Below are 16734 nucleotides of genomic sequence, written 5' to 3' on the forward strand. Positions count from 1 at the left end.
TGTTTTGCCACAGATTAAAGGGATTAAAATGATTTTTTTTCACGCAGATTCTGCAGATTTAGGCAGATTTAATTTTGATTCTGAATTAAATAAATCTGAGCTCATCTGCTTAATCTGCAGAATCTGCGTGAAAAATAAATTCGTGAAAATTCGTGTAATTAGTGGCAAAAAAAACACACAGTAGAAAAAAAATCTTTTTAATCCCTTTAATCTGTGGCAAAAAAAACTAAACGCTTTCTTCTAAAATCGAATACACCAGTTCTTTCGTTGGTTTTTGATCTTTTAGTTTGGCACGGACTTCATCAAAAGTGACTTTAAAATCACAACCCGATTTATATTCAGCGCAGCCGTAAGCCGTTTTTCCTTTTAAGATGGTTCCTTTTTTACATTTTGGACACATTAAAGAATCTGATGTTTCTTGTTTTGTCTTTTTCGCTTCGGTTTTTTTCGGTTCTAATTTAAGCTTGTAATTTTCTTCAAAACGAATTAAACCTTCAACAGTTCCAGACTCGGTTTTAAAACCTTTTATGTTTACGGTTGAACCTTTTTGAACCAACCTTAGATACTGACTTTCGGTAATTTTTTTATCTAAAAAAACATAAGGCAGCACAAAATCACAGCCCGCTTTATATTCACTGCATCCAAAAGCCGATTTCCCTTTTATTAGATTTCCTTTCTGACACTTCGGACAAGTTTCTGCCAAAATTCCGTCGGTTTTCTTTTTCTCTGGTTTTGCAGTTGGTTTTTGAATCGTTGCAGCATGCGAAATATTAGCGTGTCTTGTTTCGCTTCGAACTTCGGTAACCAAAGCTTCAACCATACGTTTCATGTTTCTAATAAAAGCAGCAGCGGTAAAAGTTCCTTTTTCAATATCTTTTAACTGTTTTTCCCAAGAACCTGTAAGCTCAGCCGATTTGATCAATTCATTCTGAATCGTATCAATCAACTGAATTCCGGTTGTTGTAGGCAAAACCTGTTTTTTATTTCGGACAATATACTGACGTTTGAAAAGCGTTTCGATAATATTTGCGCGTGTTGACGGACGGCCAATTCCGTTTTCTTTCATCAATTCGCGTAAATCTTCGTCGTCGACTTGTTTTCCTGCGGTTTCCATGGCGCGCAGTAAAGTTGCCTCGGTAAAATGATTGGGCGGTTTGGTTTCTTTTTGAAGGAAAGAAGGTTCATGCGGACCTTTTTCACCCACAACAAAACTCGGTAATAAATCGGGTTCTTTTTCTTTCGCATTTGGATCTTCAAAAACAACACGGAAACCCTTTTTCAGGATTTCTTTTCCTGTAGCTTTAAAAGTAACATCGGCAGCTTTTCCAATAACCGTTGTGTTGGCAACGAGACAATCATCATAAAAAACGGCAATAAAACGTTTTACAATTATATCATAAACCTGCTGCTGATTGTACGGCAGGTTAATTTCGATTCCTGTTGGAATAATAGCGTGGTGATCAGTTACTTTTTTATCGTTGAAAACCTTTGGCGATTTTTTAATTTTCTTTCCTAAAAGTGGCTCTGTTAAATGCGCATAATGCGTTAGTTTTTGCAGAATTCCCGGCACTTTTGGATAAATATCGCCCGGAAGGAAAGTGGTATCAACTCTGGGATATGTAATCGCTTTTTGCTCGTATAATGTCTGTGCGATTTTAAGCGTTTCTTCTGCTGAAAATCCAAATTTTTGATTGCAATAAACTTGTAAACCCGTTAAGTCAAACAGTTTTGGTGCGTATTCATTTCCGTTTTTTTTATCGACAGAAACAATTTCGAAATCACTTTCTTTGACTTTTTCAGCCAGAATTTCTCCATCTTCTTTTTTCAGAAAACGTCCTTCTTCATAACTAAAAAGAGTTTCTCTGTATAAAGTTTGCAATTCCCAATAGGGCTGAGGTTTAAAGTTTTCGATTTCTTTAAATCGGTCAACCACCATTGCCAAAGTTGGCGTTTGCACACGTCCAATAGACAAAACTTGTTTGTAACCGCCATGTTTTACGGTATACAAACGTGTAGCATTCATTCCCAGAAGCCAGTCGCCAATCGCTCTTGAAAATCCGGCGTAGAATAAATTATCGTAGTTTTCAGATGGTTTTAAGTTGTCAAAACCTTCTTTTATAGCTTCGGTTGTTAGGGATGAAATCCACAAGCGTTTTATTTCGCCTTTATAATGCGCTTCGTTCATCACCCAGCGCTGGATTAATTCTCCTTCCTGTCCGGCATCCCCGCAGTTTATGACTAATTCGGCTTTATCGAAAAGTGATTTTATAATCTTAAACTGCTTTTGAATTCCCGAATTCTGAACAACTTTGGTTTCAAATTTTTCGGGAAGCATTGGTAAGTTATTTAAATCCCAGCTTTTCCAGTGCGGTTTGTAATCGTTAGGTTCTTTTAAAGTACATAAATGCCCAAAAGTGTAGGTTACGGCATAACCGTTGCCTTCATAATATCCATCGTGTTTGGTATTGGCGCCCAAAACAGATGCGATTTCACGTGCTACACTTGGTTTCTCAGCAATACATACCTTCATTTCTCTCTTTCTTATTCGAAAGCGAAATTAGGAATTTAAAAAGTGGTATTGAAATTTAAAGAGGCAAAGTTACAAAGTTGCAAACTCGCAAAGGTTTTTTGTTTCACGCAGATTTAAAAGAGATTTGAGCAAAATCTGCACACTATAATTTAAAAAATCGAATAGAATTTTTAATATTATGATTCATCAATAAAGCATAAAAACCACAAACAGAAGCTTGTGGTTTTTATATTGATTAGATTTAAAAGTAAATCGGCTTATTGTTTAGTTCTTAATTTTAGACGCAAATTGAATTGTTTAACAATGTCTTTAACATGTTCGTCTTTGATTTGTTTTCTGTTTAACCCTTGTAGATCCCCTACATATCCTGTAAATACATGACTTATAAAAAGAGGAGAAACATTTGATTTATAATATGTGTTGTGACAAGAGAAACAATTAACAAGATTAGATACCGAATTCCCGTGTATTGATGTTGGATTAAAACCTACCTGAACATAAGTTTCCATAGTAATATTGTAAGCTGAAACCGAACCTCTGGTTAATTTTCCAGGAGCAGAATTTGAAAGATCATAACTCAACGAATCTAATAAAGCCGCTTGTGCCGGAGTACTATTGTATCCTGCGGTATTTATCCATAATGAACCATTGTAAAAATAATTGTTCCAGATACCTTTTAGCTGTGTTTTAACGCTTTGATTAATAGTACGAATATTATTTAAGTTTTGTGAACCATTTTGACTGGTTTGCATAAAAAGCTGAACATTATGAGTGCCTTTCATTGCTTTTTCTACAGGAACACCATATTTGTAAACAGAAAAAACATCCGTATAAATTCCGTTTCCTGAGGTTATATTGGTAACCGTTGCCGTACTCGCTTTATTAAAAAATGGGTAATCAACTGTACTCGTCACCGGCGCATCTGTTGTTGGCGTAGCTTTTGACCAATCGTAAGCAGGTGCAAGATTTTCGTGTTCAAAAGTAGCCCACACAAATTCAGGATGATTTTCTACAATTCCCACTACGTGCATCCCCAAAAGAGCTACTTTTGTTTTTACTCCATTTATTACTCCTTGAGTAACAAAATAAGAAGAAGGATCTTTAAGAACGCTTGCATCAATCCAAGAAGTTTTAAGTTCTAATGAACCTACAGGAAAAGCTATATCTTTTACTTTAGTTGGGTCACTTTTTGCTATTGGACCATATTTTAGCATAGTTCCATACATAAGTTTGTCCATAAATATAGAATAATACACCGTAGTCGATTTAGGAACACCCGATGGATAATTTGGCGTTTTTAAGATATCAGTACTACCACTTGCCTGAGCAGTATCCGTTAAAACAATCCCGTTACTTGGATCTAATCTCTGACCTGCGGCATTCACCTGAATCAGATTAGTAATGAATTGCGGTTGTCCGTTAACCTCATTAGTCAGCCAAAGAAATTTTTGCCATGACCATTGATGAAAGTCGCAGTTTGTTACTGTTGCATTGTTAGCAAATACGCTTGTTGGTCCTTCATTTGGTGGAGGAGTTTGGCGCGTATTGTTTACGATCGTAAACCAATTAGCAGGAGCTAAACACTCAGAATCTGCAGCACTTTTCTTTACAGTTGTATAATTATCTTTTTCTCCCTTTGCGTCCTTTTTACAGGCACCAAATGAGATTATTATGATAAAAAGTAATACCATTTTTGTAGTTTTCATAATATGGAGCTTTAGTTAATTTTTGTAATTATTTCTTTTGAATACCTGAAAGTAGATAATTAAGAAAGTAACTACAAAAAAAATGTCGTAAGTCCGTCATATTTAGGTATAAAACCAACAAAAAGAGTTACTAAAGTTCTAAGATATTAAGATCCTAAGTTTTTGTGCTGTTACGTGGTTCTCGCTAAGACGCAGAGTTTTGTCATTGCGAGGAACGAAGCAATCTCATCTGGCTATTTTTAAGAATATCTAAATTCTAAAAACATCAATTCTTCTCATCCAATTAATTTCTGATTCTAAAAATTGAAGTTTCGTTTTCACGACTTTATCACTTTTATCTCTGGGATTTTTAGCTACAAACCTGGCTGTAGAATTATTAAAATCTAAAGTATATTTTTCATCAAAGTCTTCTTTTTTATTGGCAGAAAAAGTAATCATATTGTCCTTTACGCTCCATTTTCCTTTCCCGTATTTATTTTCCTCCGGCGGAGTTCCGCCTTGAAGTTTAGAATACGAATGAAATACAAATGTACCATCTTGATTTAAGGTCAGTTTATATTCAATTATATGTTTTCCTTCTTCAGAAAGTGAACGGGAATAATCGCCCGCAAATTGATTTGATTGGGCAGATAAAGTGATACTGCAAATTAAAAATAAAGTAATAATTAATGCTTTCATAGTTTTTTTAAGATTTATAAAATAAATTCACCTTCTAAAACAATTACCGCTTCTCCAAGAATATAAACCTTGTCTTGTAAAAGTTCTGTACTCATAGTCCCGGTTCTTTGAGAAGACTGGTAAGCGTTCAATTTTGTTTTATTGAGTTTTATGGCCCAATATTTTGTCAAAAAAGTTTGAATTCCACCAGTTACAGGATCTTCATTAGTTCCAGCCCAAGGCCAAAAATATCGGTAATGAAAATCAAAATTTTCGTTGTCTGAAACAGCAGTTACAAGCACACCGTTTATTCCGGTATGTGAGTTTATCAGGGCTGAGAAATCTGGTTTTAAATTTGCCAGTTCTTTAGCGCTTTCAATCTCGAGTAAAATTATTTTGTTGTTGGGGCTGTACCTTTTTTCGACAGTTTCAGAAATTCCAAGAGCTTCAAGAAGTTTTTGAGGAACTTCTGTTTGTTCTGTGTCATAAACAGGAAATTGCATTTTGATTTTATTCGCTTCTTTTTCAATATTCAATTCAACATTATCGCAGTTGATAAATTTTATACTGTTTAATGCAGTGGTGCTGAAAAGAATTTTAGACGAAGCCAATGTTGCATGTCCGCATAACGGAATTTCTGTTTTCGGACTAAAAAATCTAATACTATATGTATTGTCTTTTATTAGTTTTATAAAAGCAGTTTCCGAAAAACCAATTTCGGTTGCAATATTTTGCATACTTTCTGCATCTAATTCTGTATCGGGAAGACAAACCGCAGCTGGATTTCCTTTAAATTTTTCATTGGTAAAAGAGTCAACAAAATAAGTTTTCATTTTTATTTGGGAGTACGTTAAATGGTATTTTTAGTTAAACGAAAATACGATTAAAAATGCTAATCTGATATAATAGATTCAGATTATATTTACGAAAGAGAAGCTTCTGTGAACCGAAAAAAATCTTCTAATGATTTCTAATTAAATTTATATATTTTTGATCAAAATAAAATTTAACTCCCAAATAACCACTTCAGAAACCTGCCAACTTTATGAGTAACTCTACCCAAGAAACCAGTTTACCAAAAATTTATAACACTACCGCATTAATTGCCTATATCTATGCTGCCTTAATAATTGTATTTGCCATTTACAAACAATTTTTTTATGTAGACAAAACCTGGTTTCATGGTTTTTTAGCAAATGGTTTTGCAGTTTTTAGTGCTGCGGTTTGGTTTGGAATACTACTGGTTTTTAAACTTTTTTTAAATAGAGTGCTTAAGTATGGCAAGGCCGATTCATTAATAATTATATCTTTAGTTTTCCTGGCAATACCTATTTATTCTTTAGGTTCAGTTTTATTCAGTTCAATACCGATATATTTCGCACAAGAAGAACAAGGTTTTAATTCATTAGCTTCTTTTGCTTCGACCTCTATTTCGAGTGCAATATTGCTGATTCTCTCTAATATTGTAATGATAGTGGTTACTATTTTATTAGGAAACCGTATCAGAAAAATTGATGTTATTCTGAAAGATCTTTTCATGATTTTAGGTTTTTCGCTTATTATACTTGGAGTTGGTTCTGCGTTGCAGGCAGTTTCTGTCATCGACAGTGACATCATTATATTTTTGCCAAAAGCAATTGTGGCTGCAGTTTTAGGTTATATTTTGAAAGAGACTTCTCAAATGAATTATGCTGAATTATCTTCGACGTTAAAAGTTGAAATAAATGAAAATGTGAACCTTACTAAAGCTAAAGTTTCATCTCAAAAAGAACCTGAAAAAGTAGAAAAAACAAATTTTTTCAAGAAAAAGGAAACAGTCGCTGCGGGGCCGGAGCTAGTTCCGTATATTGATATTAACGAGCTTGAAAACAAGGAACAAGTACTTTCTTATTTTGAAAATTTATCTGCGGATGAATTAAACAGACTTGAGATTGTTGTGGCCAAAAATTACACTCAGAATTTAACTGACGATCAAAAAAAGAATCTTATTATACAATATATCTCAGAGAGAAAATCGTACGACCACAACCGTTATGCACCAAAATAAAATGGTGCGTTTACAAACATAAAATCTTCAATTTTAATTGCCATTCTTCTTCGTTTCAATAAACTGTGTTGGCGAATGTCCAAACAGTTTTTTGAATGCAAACGAAAAATGGGAAAAGTTCTCAAAACCTAAGTCAAGATAAATGTCAGACGGCCTTTTGTTCTTTTTATCAATTAAATGATACGCTTCTTCAAGTCGTTTTTGAACCAGCCAATGACTTGGAGTAGCATTAAATATTTTTTCGAAATCTCTTTTAAAAGCCGACAAACTGCGTCCTGTTAAGTAAGCAAAGCGTTCTATGCTTACATTAAACCTGAAATTTTGAATCATAAAAGCTTCAAGGTCTATTTTTTCGGGACTGCCAAAATCAAACAAAATATTGGCCAGTTCAGGATTAACTTTTAATAGTACAAGCAGTAATTCGGTGCGTTTTACATTCAAAAACTGATCATCAATTGTGCCCTTTTCGTTGAAATAAGGAGTAAGCGACTGAATGAAATTTTTAGTTAATGCATTTTTAGTTAATGCTATAATACCATTTGTCGGTTTCTCACTTTCGACTTTAAATTGATATTTTTCATTAAACTCTTTTAAAAAATCCTGTTCAAACAAAATGTAGATTTTTTTAAACTCACCATTATCAGGTTGTTTGGTATATTTTGCTAAATGATTTCTTCTTGCAATACCAAAATCTCCGGGTTTAATTTTGTATTCTTTACTTCCGTCGTAAGCCAGCATCGAACCCGAAACTAAATACATAAAGCAATGCTCAGGAACAAATTGCTCATTATTAAGTGAAGGACTTACATAACAGGCAGATATAGCAGTTTCTTTCATTTTTCAGAATTTTTATTGTTTTGCTAATTGATCAATATCATCTACTTCTAGAATTTGTTTTGGATATCCTTTAGAAACCGCATGAATCATAGCGCGCCCTACTTGTTGAAGTGTCAATGTTTTTTGCGGAAAAAATGGTGCAATTATCGGCCCTAATATTTTGTAGATTGTTTTTACATTTGCCTGTCCTTTAGTTCCTTTCATGATCGCCGGACGAAAATTATATTGATTTTTGCCATATAATTTCATCAGGGCATTTTCTGTTTTGCCTTTAACTCTGGCCCACATTACTTTTCCTTTTTCAGAACTGTCTGTTCTGTTACCGGAAACAAAAATGAAAATCATATCAGGATTCAACTGTAATAATTGGTCTGTAAAAGCAAGTGTTGTATCATAAGTAATTCGGGTAAACTCTTCTTCTTTTTTGCCGACAGAACTAATTCCTGCACAGTAAAAACAGGCGTCATAACCTTTTAATTGTTCAGAGAAATTTTCTAATTGTAAAAGTCAGGTACAAGAAGTTCTTTTAATTTAGAATGATCGAGATCGTAATGTTTTCTATTTACGATCAGTACTTCTTTTACATTTTCGTTTTCTAAACACTCAAATAAAACACCTTCGCCAACCATTCCTGTGGCTCCTGTTATGATTACTTTCATCTTTTTATTTTTTGATTAGACCTAATTTCAATAAACTTTCGGCAGTTGCCAAAATTGCTTCTTCATTCGAACGAGGAGACCAATTTAATGTTTTTTTTGCTTTTTCTCCGCTGGCCTGCATGTATTGTCCCAGTAAAGTAACCAGCATTTTTAACGATGGTTTTTTTAATGCGCTAGCTTTTAAAACCCAGTTAGGCAGCTCTTTTGTTGGAACTTTATCAGCTTCATTGCCTAATTTGTTTTTAAGAATTTTAGCGACATCAAGCATGGATAAAACATTTCCTGTAGTGGCTAAAAAGCGTTCGCCATTTGCTTTAGGATCTGTCATTGCTAGTAAATGCAAATCGGCAACATCGCGTACATCGATGTAACAAGAACTGATTTTTGGGCAGGCTTTAATGTCGCCTTCCAGCATTTGTTTAATCATTTGATGGGAATGCGAATAATCTGTACCTAATAATGGCCCCATGACACCAACCGGATTTACTGCCGAAAGTTCCAGATTTCCGCCTTCATTTTTTATAAACTCCCAAGCGGTTTGTTCTGCAATGGTTTTTGATTTTTGATAAGCGTGAATATTACTGTCAATGTTTGTCCAGTCTTCTTCAGTATATGGCGTTTTACGGTTTTTATGTCCCATGCCCACTGCGCCGAAAGCAGAAGTCAAAACTACTCGTTTTACATTGGCATCTCTTGAAGCTTTCAGGACTCTTACAACACCATCTTTGGCCGGATTAATTAATTCGTCTTCGTGTGTAAACTGAATCGCCGGAGTAGGAGAGGCAACATGTAGTACAAACTCGCAGCCTTTTACTGCTTCATTCCAATTTTTGTCGCTTGAAAGATCAGCCTGAATAAATGAAAGATTCTCAAATGTGCTAATACCGCCCACTTTAAGCATTTGTTTTACTTCGTCTTGTCTATTTAAGGAACGAAGCGTTGTTTTTACCGAATAGCCTTCTTTCAATAATTTTAAAATACAATGAACGGCAATAAAGCCTGAACCGCCTGTAACCAAAACTGTTTTGTCTTTTTCTGAATTTGTCATTTTTTTAAGTTTTAATACTGCAAAGTTCAGATTAAAACGAACAGCTTATTTTGCTGTAAAGTCCAAATTTTATGTCTTTAAAAGTCCAGATTTCAGGTTGTTTTTATTAGGTAGATGTTTGATATACTGATTGTTGTTTCTAATTGTTAATCATGGGATTCAAATTTTCATCTTTGTTGCGTAAATCTAAACCGCCTTCGTAAACTGATTTAAGATTAACCAAGTAAAAACCCCAGCCATTTGAACAGCCAAGTCTGATATATTGTTTAGAATAATCATCTGTAGCAATATTATGCTGACGAAGTTCAACCACTGTATAACCATCAGTTTCGGTTAGTTTTATATCTACGAGACAAGTTCCTTCAAAAGTAAATTGTAAATAGTCTTTTCCATTGGCAGCAGTAATTTTTCCTTTCATGGAATCTTTATACAAATACCAAAGCCAATCGTAAGTTGTGCCTTCTGCAGCGTTTTTATCTTTGCTGATTGGTTCTTGGTTTGCATCAAAGAAAGATACTTTTTCGAGAAACCATTTTTCTAATTCATCTGCAATTGTCCAGGCATTATAAATGTCGCTGAGTTTAGCCTTAATTGCTATTTTTTTGGTGAAGGATGTCCAGTCGAAATTTTCCATTTTAAGCTGATTTTATTGTTTTTTGAATATAAAGAACTTAACACGTTTTTTTTAGTATACATTATTATACCCAAGAAGACTTATTAATTTCTATTATTATAGAAAGATTTATTTAGTTTTTTAATTGATCTTTTTATAATATGGAAAAACCCAAAAGTCATATCCATCTGGTATATATGTTGGGCAATCTTCTATTTTACAAATCTGAAAAGAACGAATCACATTTTCATAAGTAGTTTTTTTGCTAAATATTAAATGAATGCCTTTATTGGAATTTTCTGCTTTTTTTATTTTTTGAATTTCCAGTTGAAAGCGATTCAAAATACTATTATCGTATTTTTCACTTCCGTTAAACTGCAATGTAATCATCGATTTGGTTTTTAAATATTCTTCTAAAGAAGTGCCTATTTGTTTTTCTAAGTCTTTGTCACGATAACCAATATAAGTGGCTCTTTCTTTGAATGCATCTTTTCTTATCATCCACAAAAAGCAGGCTGAAATAAAAATGATAAAGAATGCTCTATAAATGTAAAACGGTTTTGGCTTCATTTAGATTGCTTTAATTTGTTTATAAATCTATTAAATATATTTATTCACACAACAAAGTATCAAATTCCAAAGAACAAAAAAGCGCAAAGTCAGAGACATTTGCGCTTTTGTATTATAGTGAACCTTCTAGTTTAAATTTTCCTTTTTTCATAATGTTGTAGTCAGGGCTTCTATAAAGATTGCCGCTTGTATCTCGTATGGTATAATAGATTATAAAATTAGAAGTTTGTAATCCCGGGTCAGAATAAAAAGTATCGGCAACAGCCATAAAATAGCCGGTTGCACCCCAGCCAATGCCATAAGGAGCTCCAGCGCCATTTACTTTTGAGTACCACCAAATAATACTGTCTAAATCGGCATTTGCTAAATTTCCTGTATATGTCCATGTAAATAAACTGATTCCAGATGACAGATAACTTGGACCAGATGCCGTTATTTGAGGTAAAATTACAGGCTCTGGGTACAAGTATTTGATGGCTATTAAATCGTAAGTTGAAAACCCGCTCCATTCGTAATTGGCAGTTCCGCCGTTCATTACAGAATTTGGATCCTGATTTGGCGTATTCGGTATCAGGTTTGCACCAACAGTTCCTGCCGTTTCACCTCTAATATCCCAGTTTGTGTGTCGTAAACCTATACAATGACCCAGTTCGTGTACAATATTGTAGCGTTTACTACTTTCGGTAACCGTAACATTGCTTAAAAAATCTAGATTTATAATAACCTGATTATAAGGCTGGTTATTTGTTGGGAAACCCGCACTTGCTATAACATTGTCAGCCAATTGATTCCCGTCACTCTGAATAATTATATCAGATGAAGGACTTGTAGAAATTTCAAAATTAACTTTAGATCCAGAAATAGTATTCAAGTCGTTAATAGCATTGTTAATGGCAGCTCTCCAGTCGTCGGCTCCGCCAGTTGGAATTGATGGGGCTACATAAACTGTCATAGAAGTAACATTGGTTTGTGAAACCAAATTGTTGGTATGTGCATGTCTGTCAGTAATACTTTTTGAATAAGATTTTATGTCTTTAGAAAACATTAAATCGCCCTCAACCAAATAGAAATTTTCATATTCTGTAATTCTTTCTTTTGCGAACCCCATTTCAATAAGTTTATCAACAACAGGGGAATCTTTTAATGCGCTTTCTGTACTGTTCGAATCAGGATTTTCATCAGAACAATTTTGAAATAAAAACAGGGCTGAAATTGCAAAAGCAAACAGCATTGATTTACCAAATAATTGGTTTTTCATTTTTTTCATAATTTTTCAAATTAATTTGTTTAGGAAATTTTTTGAAGTATTTATTATAAAATCTAGCTGTTAAACCATAAAAAATGTAAGTGGTTTTAATTGTGTTTTTAAGGTTTTTTTAAAATAAAATAGTAACAGGCTAAAATGTATAATAAATCTATTTGTTAAAAATAACCTATTTATTTACAATTGTTTTACGGAAAAACCGTAAAGCATTTTTTATGAAATTTATGTTTTTTATAAAAGTAATTTGGTGTTGTTTTTTTATTGTTTTTTGTAAGAAATAAAATGTATCTTGCAGAACAATTATAATTATAAAATGATAACTGCAAATTCATATTTAGTAAACAGCTGTTTAATGTGCCTGATGTGCACATTATTGTATTTGCATGATGATACTTTCTTAAAAAGTTCAAAAGAGTTTATTCATTTTGCCCTGTCGCAACTCTAGGCAGGGAACTTCTATATTATAGTTTATTTATTAATCTTCAATTTTTTTAGGATATGATATCACTGAAAGCCTTATGATATTCAGTGAAGAGTTGTATATCATACTGTATGGAAATGAAGCAAACAAGAAAGTCATGTCACACAATATTATATTAACCACAGGAACATACGATTTAATTAAAGATCACATAAGACGAAAAAAAGTAACGCCTCAGGAAGAAGAGTTGTTACTTGGACAGTTAAAAAATGCATCTCAGGTATTGAGAAAAAATCTGCCGGAAGATATTGTTTCCATAAACCGAAAAATAACTTATAAAGACCACACCAATAATGAAGAAAAAACAATTCTTCTGGTTGGTCCCGAAAAAGTAAAAGTAAGTAAAAACAAAATCTCAGTTCTTTCTGATGAAGGTATTGCAATGGTTGGCTACAAAGTAGGAGATCTTATAGAATGGCCGGCTAAAAAAGGGAATTTAAAATTAGAAATTTTAAAGGTAGAAGTAGAGGCATAATATTGTTTTCATTTAAGTTAGTAACATCCCAAAAGAGTTTTCTTTTGGGATATTTTTTTGCATTAAAAATAATAAGATAATTACTTCAAAAAATAAGCATTGAAAGATTAAAATAATTATATTCGTTGCTCTCAATTTGACTAATAACCAACATTAAACGATTATGAAACAAGCAAATACTATTGACGAAGTAATTCAGTTTTTAGATGAAATAATAGAAAAATCAAAGATTGATCAAAGCAATATAGGTTTATTTGCTATTCTGTATCGTGAAGTTACTCTAAGAGTTAAACAAGGCATCGCTACAGGTTCTTTTCAAAATGGCGAACGAATGGAAAAACTGGATGTTATTTTTGCTAATCGATATTTGAAAGCTTACTATCAATATCAGGCCAAAGAAAAACCATCAGAATGCTGGGGATTTGCCTTTGAACAAGCCGAAAAATTCTGGCCAATAGTTCTGCAGCATTTATTACTGGGAATCAATGCACACGTAAACCTTGATTTAGGAATTGCCTCAGCCCAAGTCAGCACAGTAGAAGATATTGCAGATTTAAAACATGATTTTGACCAAATAAACTTTATACTTAGCAATTTAGTTGGCGGTGTCGAAAAATGTTTAATTAAAATTTGGCCAACGCTTACTTGGATACTAAAATATACAGGAAAAATAGATAATTTCTTTATTGATTTCAGTATGGAAGAAGCAAGAAACGGAGCATGGAAATTTGCCAATGAATTTGTGGCCGTTCCAGAAAACGAAATAGAAGCCTGTATAAAGTTAAGAGATGAAAGAATAACAGAAATCGCCCGATTAGTTTCAAATCCCGGATATTTTGTTAGTGCCGTTTTTAAATTTATTCGCTTATTTGAAAGAGGAACTATCGCTCAAAAAATAATTGATATGCAGATAATGGAAGAAAAGAATATGGAATGTGTTGTGGCGTGATTTTGAAAGAATAAGTTCATCTTGTAATTCAGGAAATTCTCAATTTATATAAATGAAAACTACGCAAGATCAGAAACACTTACGCAGTTTTTTTATAAAAGCTTATCTAAGAATTGGGATTTATTGATGTTTAATACATATTATTGAATTTCTGGAAAAATAGCAATACGTCCCGCTTTGAAGACTATCAATTAAATCTGAAAATTGTTTTTCTAAGTTTATTTCTTTGTCAATAATTGTTACCAAAAACTGGGCTTTTCTTCTTAATTCAATTTTTTCTAATTTTCCGTTAGTTTGAGACGCTGGGTAAATTGCATCAAAACCAAATTCTTTACTTACTGTATCTATTTGAATTGTAAAGTATAAATGAGCGCTGTCAAGAAATCCTATAGAAGCACAATCTTCATCGTCATCGCATTTTTTTAAAGTTTCAATTCCTGCGTTTTTTAAATCGGTCATTATTTTTTTTACCAATGCAGTATCAAAACTTTTCTTTTTTACAATTTCTTTTTCTTTTATAAACAACTTTCTTGAAAGTGTGGTTTCCAGAAAGCCTTCTACAATACCGTTTTTATATTCAATAAATGTTATAGTTTGAGGTCTTCCACAAACTGAGATTTTATATAATCGTTCTATATCGGTATTTTGTGAAAAATTATTTTGACATAGTAGTACAAGGAATAGTAAAAATATTTTTTTCATTTTCTTGCATTATTAATTCGTGGAATTTTTTATCATATTTAAATTCCTCAAGTTTTTAAACTTGAGGAATTTTTGTAATAAACTACTGTTTGGTTAGATTCATTGATGTAGTAGGCAATATTTGGTCTGCGATTTTAGAACATTTGTTATTAATAAAACCCTGATTGGGAGATAAAGATAATTTCATTTGTTTGTTGTCTTTGGCAGTAGAGATAAAAACAACTCCAGACTGACCACATTTTGAATTTTGACCGAAATAATTTAATGTATAATATCCTTTAGATTTACTAATGTAATCTCCTTCTATCACTAAAGGATTCGTATCAGGTAAATTTCTTGTATCTTCCAGAATTGAACCTGTTGGTGTAGTTATTAAATAACGAACTAATAATTTATCTTTCGAAATTTCTAAAAAATCTTTTTTAGTTTTCGTTATTATAAAGACGTAATTTTTATTATTATAGGTTCCTTTCCAAATTCCTAAGTATTTATTAAGCAAACCATTTACATCCTTAAGGTAAGTTCCATCAGGGATTTCAATATCAGAATCTCTATATTCAATTGCCTTTTCTAACGGTACAATTTGTTGTGCTTTACATGATAATGATACTATCATTAAGCTTAATATTATTATCGTTTTCATATTTTAACAATTTATGTTTATTACTGTTTTTTTTGTATCCAATGTTTTTTTTGTACTTGTTTTATCTTTATTAATCTTATATAACTCAATACCTTTTATATAACATTTGTCATTTAAAAACCTTAAAAAATTTACTTCTTTGTTTCCTTTTTCTAGATAAGTCATATAATCTTTTTCCATGCTTGTTGCATCCCAATCAAAATTTATATTGATTTGATTCGGATCTCCGGTAAATCTTAATTGATAAGTACCGTCACTAGAAACCATTGCACCATATACATTGTCTATTGGAATATTATTATTTTGTGCATTTTTTACTAATTGCAGAAAAGCTCCAATATCAACAGGTGAAAATATTCTTAGAGGTTTTCTAATTAAAGGTTCACCATCTGCGTTTACTAGTCCAGAATCGTAATCATTAAGGTGAGTATGCACATATCCAACCATATCAGGTGTAGGAATTAATTTCATTTTGTCAGCACCATCAGTACTTAGTAAAACTATCAGCGGAGTAAAAGGACCGTTTTTACTTTGTGAATAACCTGATTCAACTTTTAAATTTGTTTTTTTACCTAGTTCTTCTAATTTGACAATAAAATTAGGATTTGCCATTAGTGTTTTAATTTTATCACAAGGGTTAGTCGTGGCATTATTCGTATCCTGTGTGTTTTCAGTTCCACTACTGGTACCAGTTCCATGATTTGTATACCCACCGGGACTAGTGTCACCAGTATATCCTCCGCCTCCATTATTGTATATTATAACATATCCTGATGGGTTTTGATAGTTATTGTTTACAACAACTTCTTTTAATTCTGTTCCTGTGTCACCGCTGCCATCTGTATCGCATTCTATTCCTGCGGGACAATTAGCTTGGTTCGATGGTGCTTTACCTGTTATTGCCTTATTTTTAGAATATACCTTTATACTACCATTTTGTGCAACTTTACCATTTTCAAACAAAGCGGCTTTTACAAAACCTTTTTTTAAATCCCAGGCGGCTATATAACCTGTAAAAATTCCGCTGTCGATCGATGAACTTTCAGGATCTGTATTTTTGCTGTCAGGATAAATTTCAAAGAGCAGTGCTTGGTAATTATTTTCGCCTAGCTTATAAATATACAGTTTTTGCTCCCAATTTTCTGTCGGGTCTTTTTTGATTTCGTTAATGGGAACTATAATTGTTTTTGTCCCGTCTTCTGATTTTGTAATTTCTGCATTATTCCAGTCGTAGTCTAAATTTTGAAATAATTCGTAATTAGTTCCTTCGGCTTCATAGTTTTTAAACCATCTTTTTGCAGACAAAAGAGCGTATCATTTGTCTGTCCTACATCATCATCTTTCTGACACTTTGTGCAAGTGGCCAAAATCATAAAAATGACAATTAATCTTGCTGCATTCTTAGCTTTTTTTCTCATATTTTGGTTATTTAGTTAATACTTATCTAAAACTTTTGCGAATTAGACATTTGCAAGTTTAATAATAAAAAATAAGAAAAAAACTATATTTTGTAAATATTTTTAAAAAATTATGTAAAGTTTGTATTACAAATA

The 16734-nt window shown here is 32.6% G+C and carries 17 protein-coding genes; 3 read left to right on the top strand and 14 right to left on the bottom strand.

Annotation, left to right across the window (positions count from 1 at the left end):
- Window positions 1–226: 226 nt before the first annotated feature.
- From NLJ00_RS12310 to NLJ00_RS12325, 4 genes are all read right to left on the bottom strand, one after another.
- Window positions 227–2530 carry a type IA DNA topoisomerase gene (locus NLJ00_RS12310; RefSeq protein WP_256637394.1) on the bottom strand — a complete coding sequence of 768 codons (2304 nt, stop codon included), beginning with the start codon at window positions 2528–2530 and terminating at the stop codon, window positions 227–229.
- A gap of 257 nt (window positions 2531–2787) precedes the next feature.
- Window positions 2788–4236 (bottom strand): hypothetical protein, encoded by a 1449-nt coding sequence (locus NLJ00_RS12315; RefSeq protein ID WP_256637395.1) that lies wholly within the window; start codon window positions 4234–4236, stop codon window positions 2788–2790.
- A 249-nt stretch (window positions 4237–4485) separates the two neighbouring features.
- Entirely contained in the window at window positions 4486–4914 is a 429-nt protein-coding gene (locus NLJ00_RS12320; protein WP_256637396.1) for a copper resistance protein NlpE N-terminal domain-containing protein, read from the bottom strand.
- A 14-nt stretch (window positions 4915–4928) separates the two neighbouring features.
- The gene (locus tag NLJ00_RS12325; RefSeq protein WP_256637397.1) at window positions 4929–5726 is read right to left on the bottom strand and encodes a PhzF family phenazine biosynthesis protein; all 798 of its coding nucleotides are present in this window, start codon (window positions 5724–5726) and stop codon (window positions 4929–4931) included.
- 212 nt (window positions 5727–5938) lie between these two features.
- On the opposite strand from NLJ00_RS12325, the gene NLJ00_RS12330 reads away from it, so the two are divergent.
- Complete coding sequence (locus NLJ00_RS12330; protein WP_256637398.1) at window positions 5939–6940, top strand: hypothetical protein; 1002 nt, start codon at window positions 5939–5941, stop codon at window positions 6938–6940.
- A gap of 33 nt (window positions 6941–6973) precedes the next feature.
- On the opposite strand, the gene NLJ00_RS12335 is transcribed toward NLJ00_RS12330, so the two are convergent.
- From NLJ00_RS12335 to NLJ00_RS12360, 7 genes are all read right to left on the bottom strand, one after another.
- Window positions 6974–7777, bottom strand: coding sequence for a helix-turn-helix domain-containing protein (locus tag NLJ00_RS12335; protein ID WP_256637399.1), 804 nt, complete (start codon window positions 7775–7777; stop codon window positions 6974–6976).
- 12 nt (window positions 7778–7789) lie between these two features.
- The gene (locus NLJ00_RS25070) at window positions 7790–8122 is read right to left on the bottom strand and encodes a Rossmann-fold NAD(P)-binding domain-containing protein (RefSeq protein WP_319800430.1); all 333 of its coding nucleotides are present in this window, start codon (window positions 8120–8122) and stop codon (window positions 7790–7792) included.
- Window positions 8123–8271: 149 nt separating this feature from the next.
- Window positions 8272–8436, bottom strand: a complete 165-nt coding sequence (locus tag NLJ00_RS25075) for a Rossmann-fold NAD(P)-binding domain-containing protein (RefSeq protein WP_319800429.1) — start codon at window positions 8434–8436, stop codon at window positions 8272–8274.
- Window positions 8437–8440: 4 nt separating this feature from the next.
- A complete protein-coding gene (locus NLJ00_RS12345; RefSeq protein WP_180861550.1) occupies window positions 8441–9484 on the bottom strand; it encodes an SDR family oxidoreductase in 1044 nt (347 codons plus the stop codon).
- A 139-nt stretch (window positions 9485–9623) separates the two neighbouring features.
- Complete coding sequence (locus tag NLJ00_RS12350) at window positions 9624–10118, bottom strand: SRPBCC family protein (RefSeq protein ID WP_256637400.1); 495 nt, start codon at window positions 10116–10118, stop codon at window positions 9624–9626.
- A 120-nt stretch (window positions 10119–10238) separates the two neighbouring features.
- Window positions 10239–10667 (bottom strand): hypothetical protein, encoded by a 429-nt coding sequence (locus NLJ00_RS12355; RefSeq protein ID WP_256637401.1) that lies wholly within the window; start codon window positions 10665–10667, stop codon window positions 10239–10241.
- A 112-nt stretch (window positions 10668–10779) separates the two neighbouring features.
- A complete protein-coding gene (locus NLJ00_RS12360; protein ID WP_165590677.1) occupies window positions 10780–11925 on the bottom strand; it encodes a M57 family metalloprotease in 1146 nt (381 codons plus the stop codon).
- A gap of 584 nt (window positions 11926–12509) precedes the next feature.
- Between NLJ00_RS12360 and NLJ00_RS12365 the strand changes: the two genes are divergently transcribed.
- Complete coding sequence (locus tag NLJ00_RS12365) at window positions 12510–12887, top strand: GreA/GreB family elongation factor (RefSeq protein ID WP_256637402.1); 378 nt, start codon at window positions 12510–12512, stop codon at window positions 12885–12887.
- A gap of 163 nt (window positions 12888–13050) precedes the next feature.
- Window positions 13051–13836 carry a DUF5995 family protein gene (locus NLJ00_RS12370; RefSeq protein ID WP_256637403.1) on the top strand — a complete coding sequence of 262 codons (786 nt, stop codon included), beginning with the start codon at window positions 13051–13053 and terminating at the stop codon, window positions 13834–13836.
- A 120-nt stretch (window positions 13837–13956) separates the two neighbouring features.
- On the opposite strand, the gene NLJ00_RS12375 is transcribed toward NLJ00_RS12370, so the two are convergent.
- The 3 genes from NLJ00_RS12375 to NLJ00_RS12385 all read right to left on the bottom strand — a co-directional run bounded on the left by NLJ00_RS12375 (window position 13957) and on the right by NLJ00_RS12385 (window position 16486).
- Complete coding sequence (locus tag NLJ00_RS12375) at window positions 13957–14538, bottom strand: hypothetical protein (RefSeq protein WP_256637404.1); 582 nt, start codon at window positions 14536–14538, stop codon at window positions 13957–13959.
- A gap of 82 nt (window positions 14539–14620) precedes the next feature.
- Window positions 14621–15181 carry a DUF6705 family protein gene (locus NLJ00_RS12380; RefSeq protein WP_256637405.1) on the bottom strand — a complete coding sequence of 187 codons (561 nt, stop codon included), beginning with the start codon at window positions 15179–15181 and terminating at the stop codon, window positions 14621–14623.
- Window positions 15182–15184: 3 nt separating this feature from the next.
- The gene (locus NLJ00_RS12385) at window positions 15185–16486 is read right to left on the bottom strand and encodes a hypothetical protein (protein ID WP_256637406.1); all 1302 of its coding nucleotides are present in this window, start codon (window positions 16484–16486) and stop codon (window positions 15185–15187) included.
- Window positions 16487–16734 lie beyond the last annotated feature (248 nt).

The sequence above is a fragment of the Flavobacterium panici genome, from assembly GCF_024499525.1.
Classification (GTDB): Bacteria; Bacteroidota; Bacteroidia; order Flavobacteriales; family Flavobacteriaceae; genus Flavobacterium; species Flavobacterium panici.

Coding starts and splice junctions, on each gene's coding strand:
- NLJ00_RS12310 (WP_256637394.1), bottom strand. CDS start 2,530: ATGAAGGTATGTATTGCTGAGAAACCAAGTGTAGCACGTGAAATCGCA.
- NLJ00_RS12315 (WP_256637395.1), bottom strand. CDS start 4,236: ATGAAAACTACAAAAATGGTATTACTTTTTATCATAATAATCTCATTT.
- NLJ00_RS12320 (WP_256637396.1), bottom strand. CDS start 4,914: ATGAAAGCATTAATTATTACTTTATTTTTAATTTGCAGTATCACTTTA.
- NLJ00_RS12325 (WP_256637397.1), bottom strand. CDS start 5,726: ATGAAAACTTATTTTGTTGACTCTTTTACCAATGAAAAATTTAAAGGA.
- NLJ00_RS12330 (WP_256637398.1), top strand. CDS start 5,939: ATGAGTAACTCTACCCAAGAAACCAGTTTACCAAAAATTTATAACACT.
- NLJ00_RS12335 (WP_256637399.1), bottom strand. CDS start 7,777: ATGAAAGAAACTGCTATATCTGCCTGTTATGTAAGTCCTTCACTTAAT.
- NLJ00_RS25070 (WP_319800430.1), bottom strand. CDS start 8,122: ATGATTTTCATTTTTGTTTCCGGTAACAGAACAGACAGTTCTGAAAAA.
- NLJ00_RS25075 (WP_319800429.1), bottom strand. CDS start 8,436: ATGAAAGTAATCATAACAGGAGCCACAGGAATGGTTGGCGAAGGTGTT.
- NLJ00_RS12345 (WP_180861550.1), bottom strand. CDS start 9,484: ATGACAAATTCAGAAAAAGACAAAACAGTTTTGGTTACAGGCGGTTCA.
- NLJ00_RS12350 (WP_256637400.1), bottom strand. CDS start 10,118: ATGGAAAATTTCGACTGGACATCCTTCACCAAAAAAATAGCAATTAAG.
- NLJ00_RS12355 (WP_256637401.1), bottom strand. CDS start 10,667: ATGAAGCCAAAACCGTTTTACATTTATAGAGCATTCTTTATCATTTTT.
- NLJ00_RS12360 (WP_165590677.1), bottom strand. CDS start 11,925: ATGAAAAACCAATTATTTGGTAAATCAATGCTGTTTGCTTTTGCAATT.
- NLJ00_RS12365 (WP_256637402.1), top strand. CDS start 12,510: ATGTCACACAATATTATATTAACCACAGGAACATACGATTTAATTAAA.
- NLJ00_RS12370 (WP_256637403.1), top strand. CDS start 13,051: ATGAAACAAGCAAATACTATTGACGAAGTAATTCAGTTTTTAGATGAA.
- NLJ00_RS12375 (WP_256637404.1), bottom strand. CDS start 14,538: ATGAAAAAAATATTTTTACTATTCCTTGTACTACTATGTCAAAATAAT.
- NLJ00_RS12380 (WP_256637405.1), bottom strand. CDS start 15,181: ATGAAAACGATAATAATATTAAGCTTAATGATAGTATCATTATCATGT.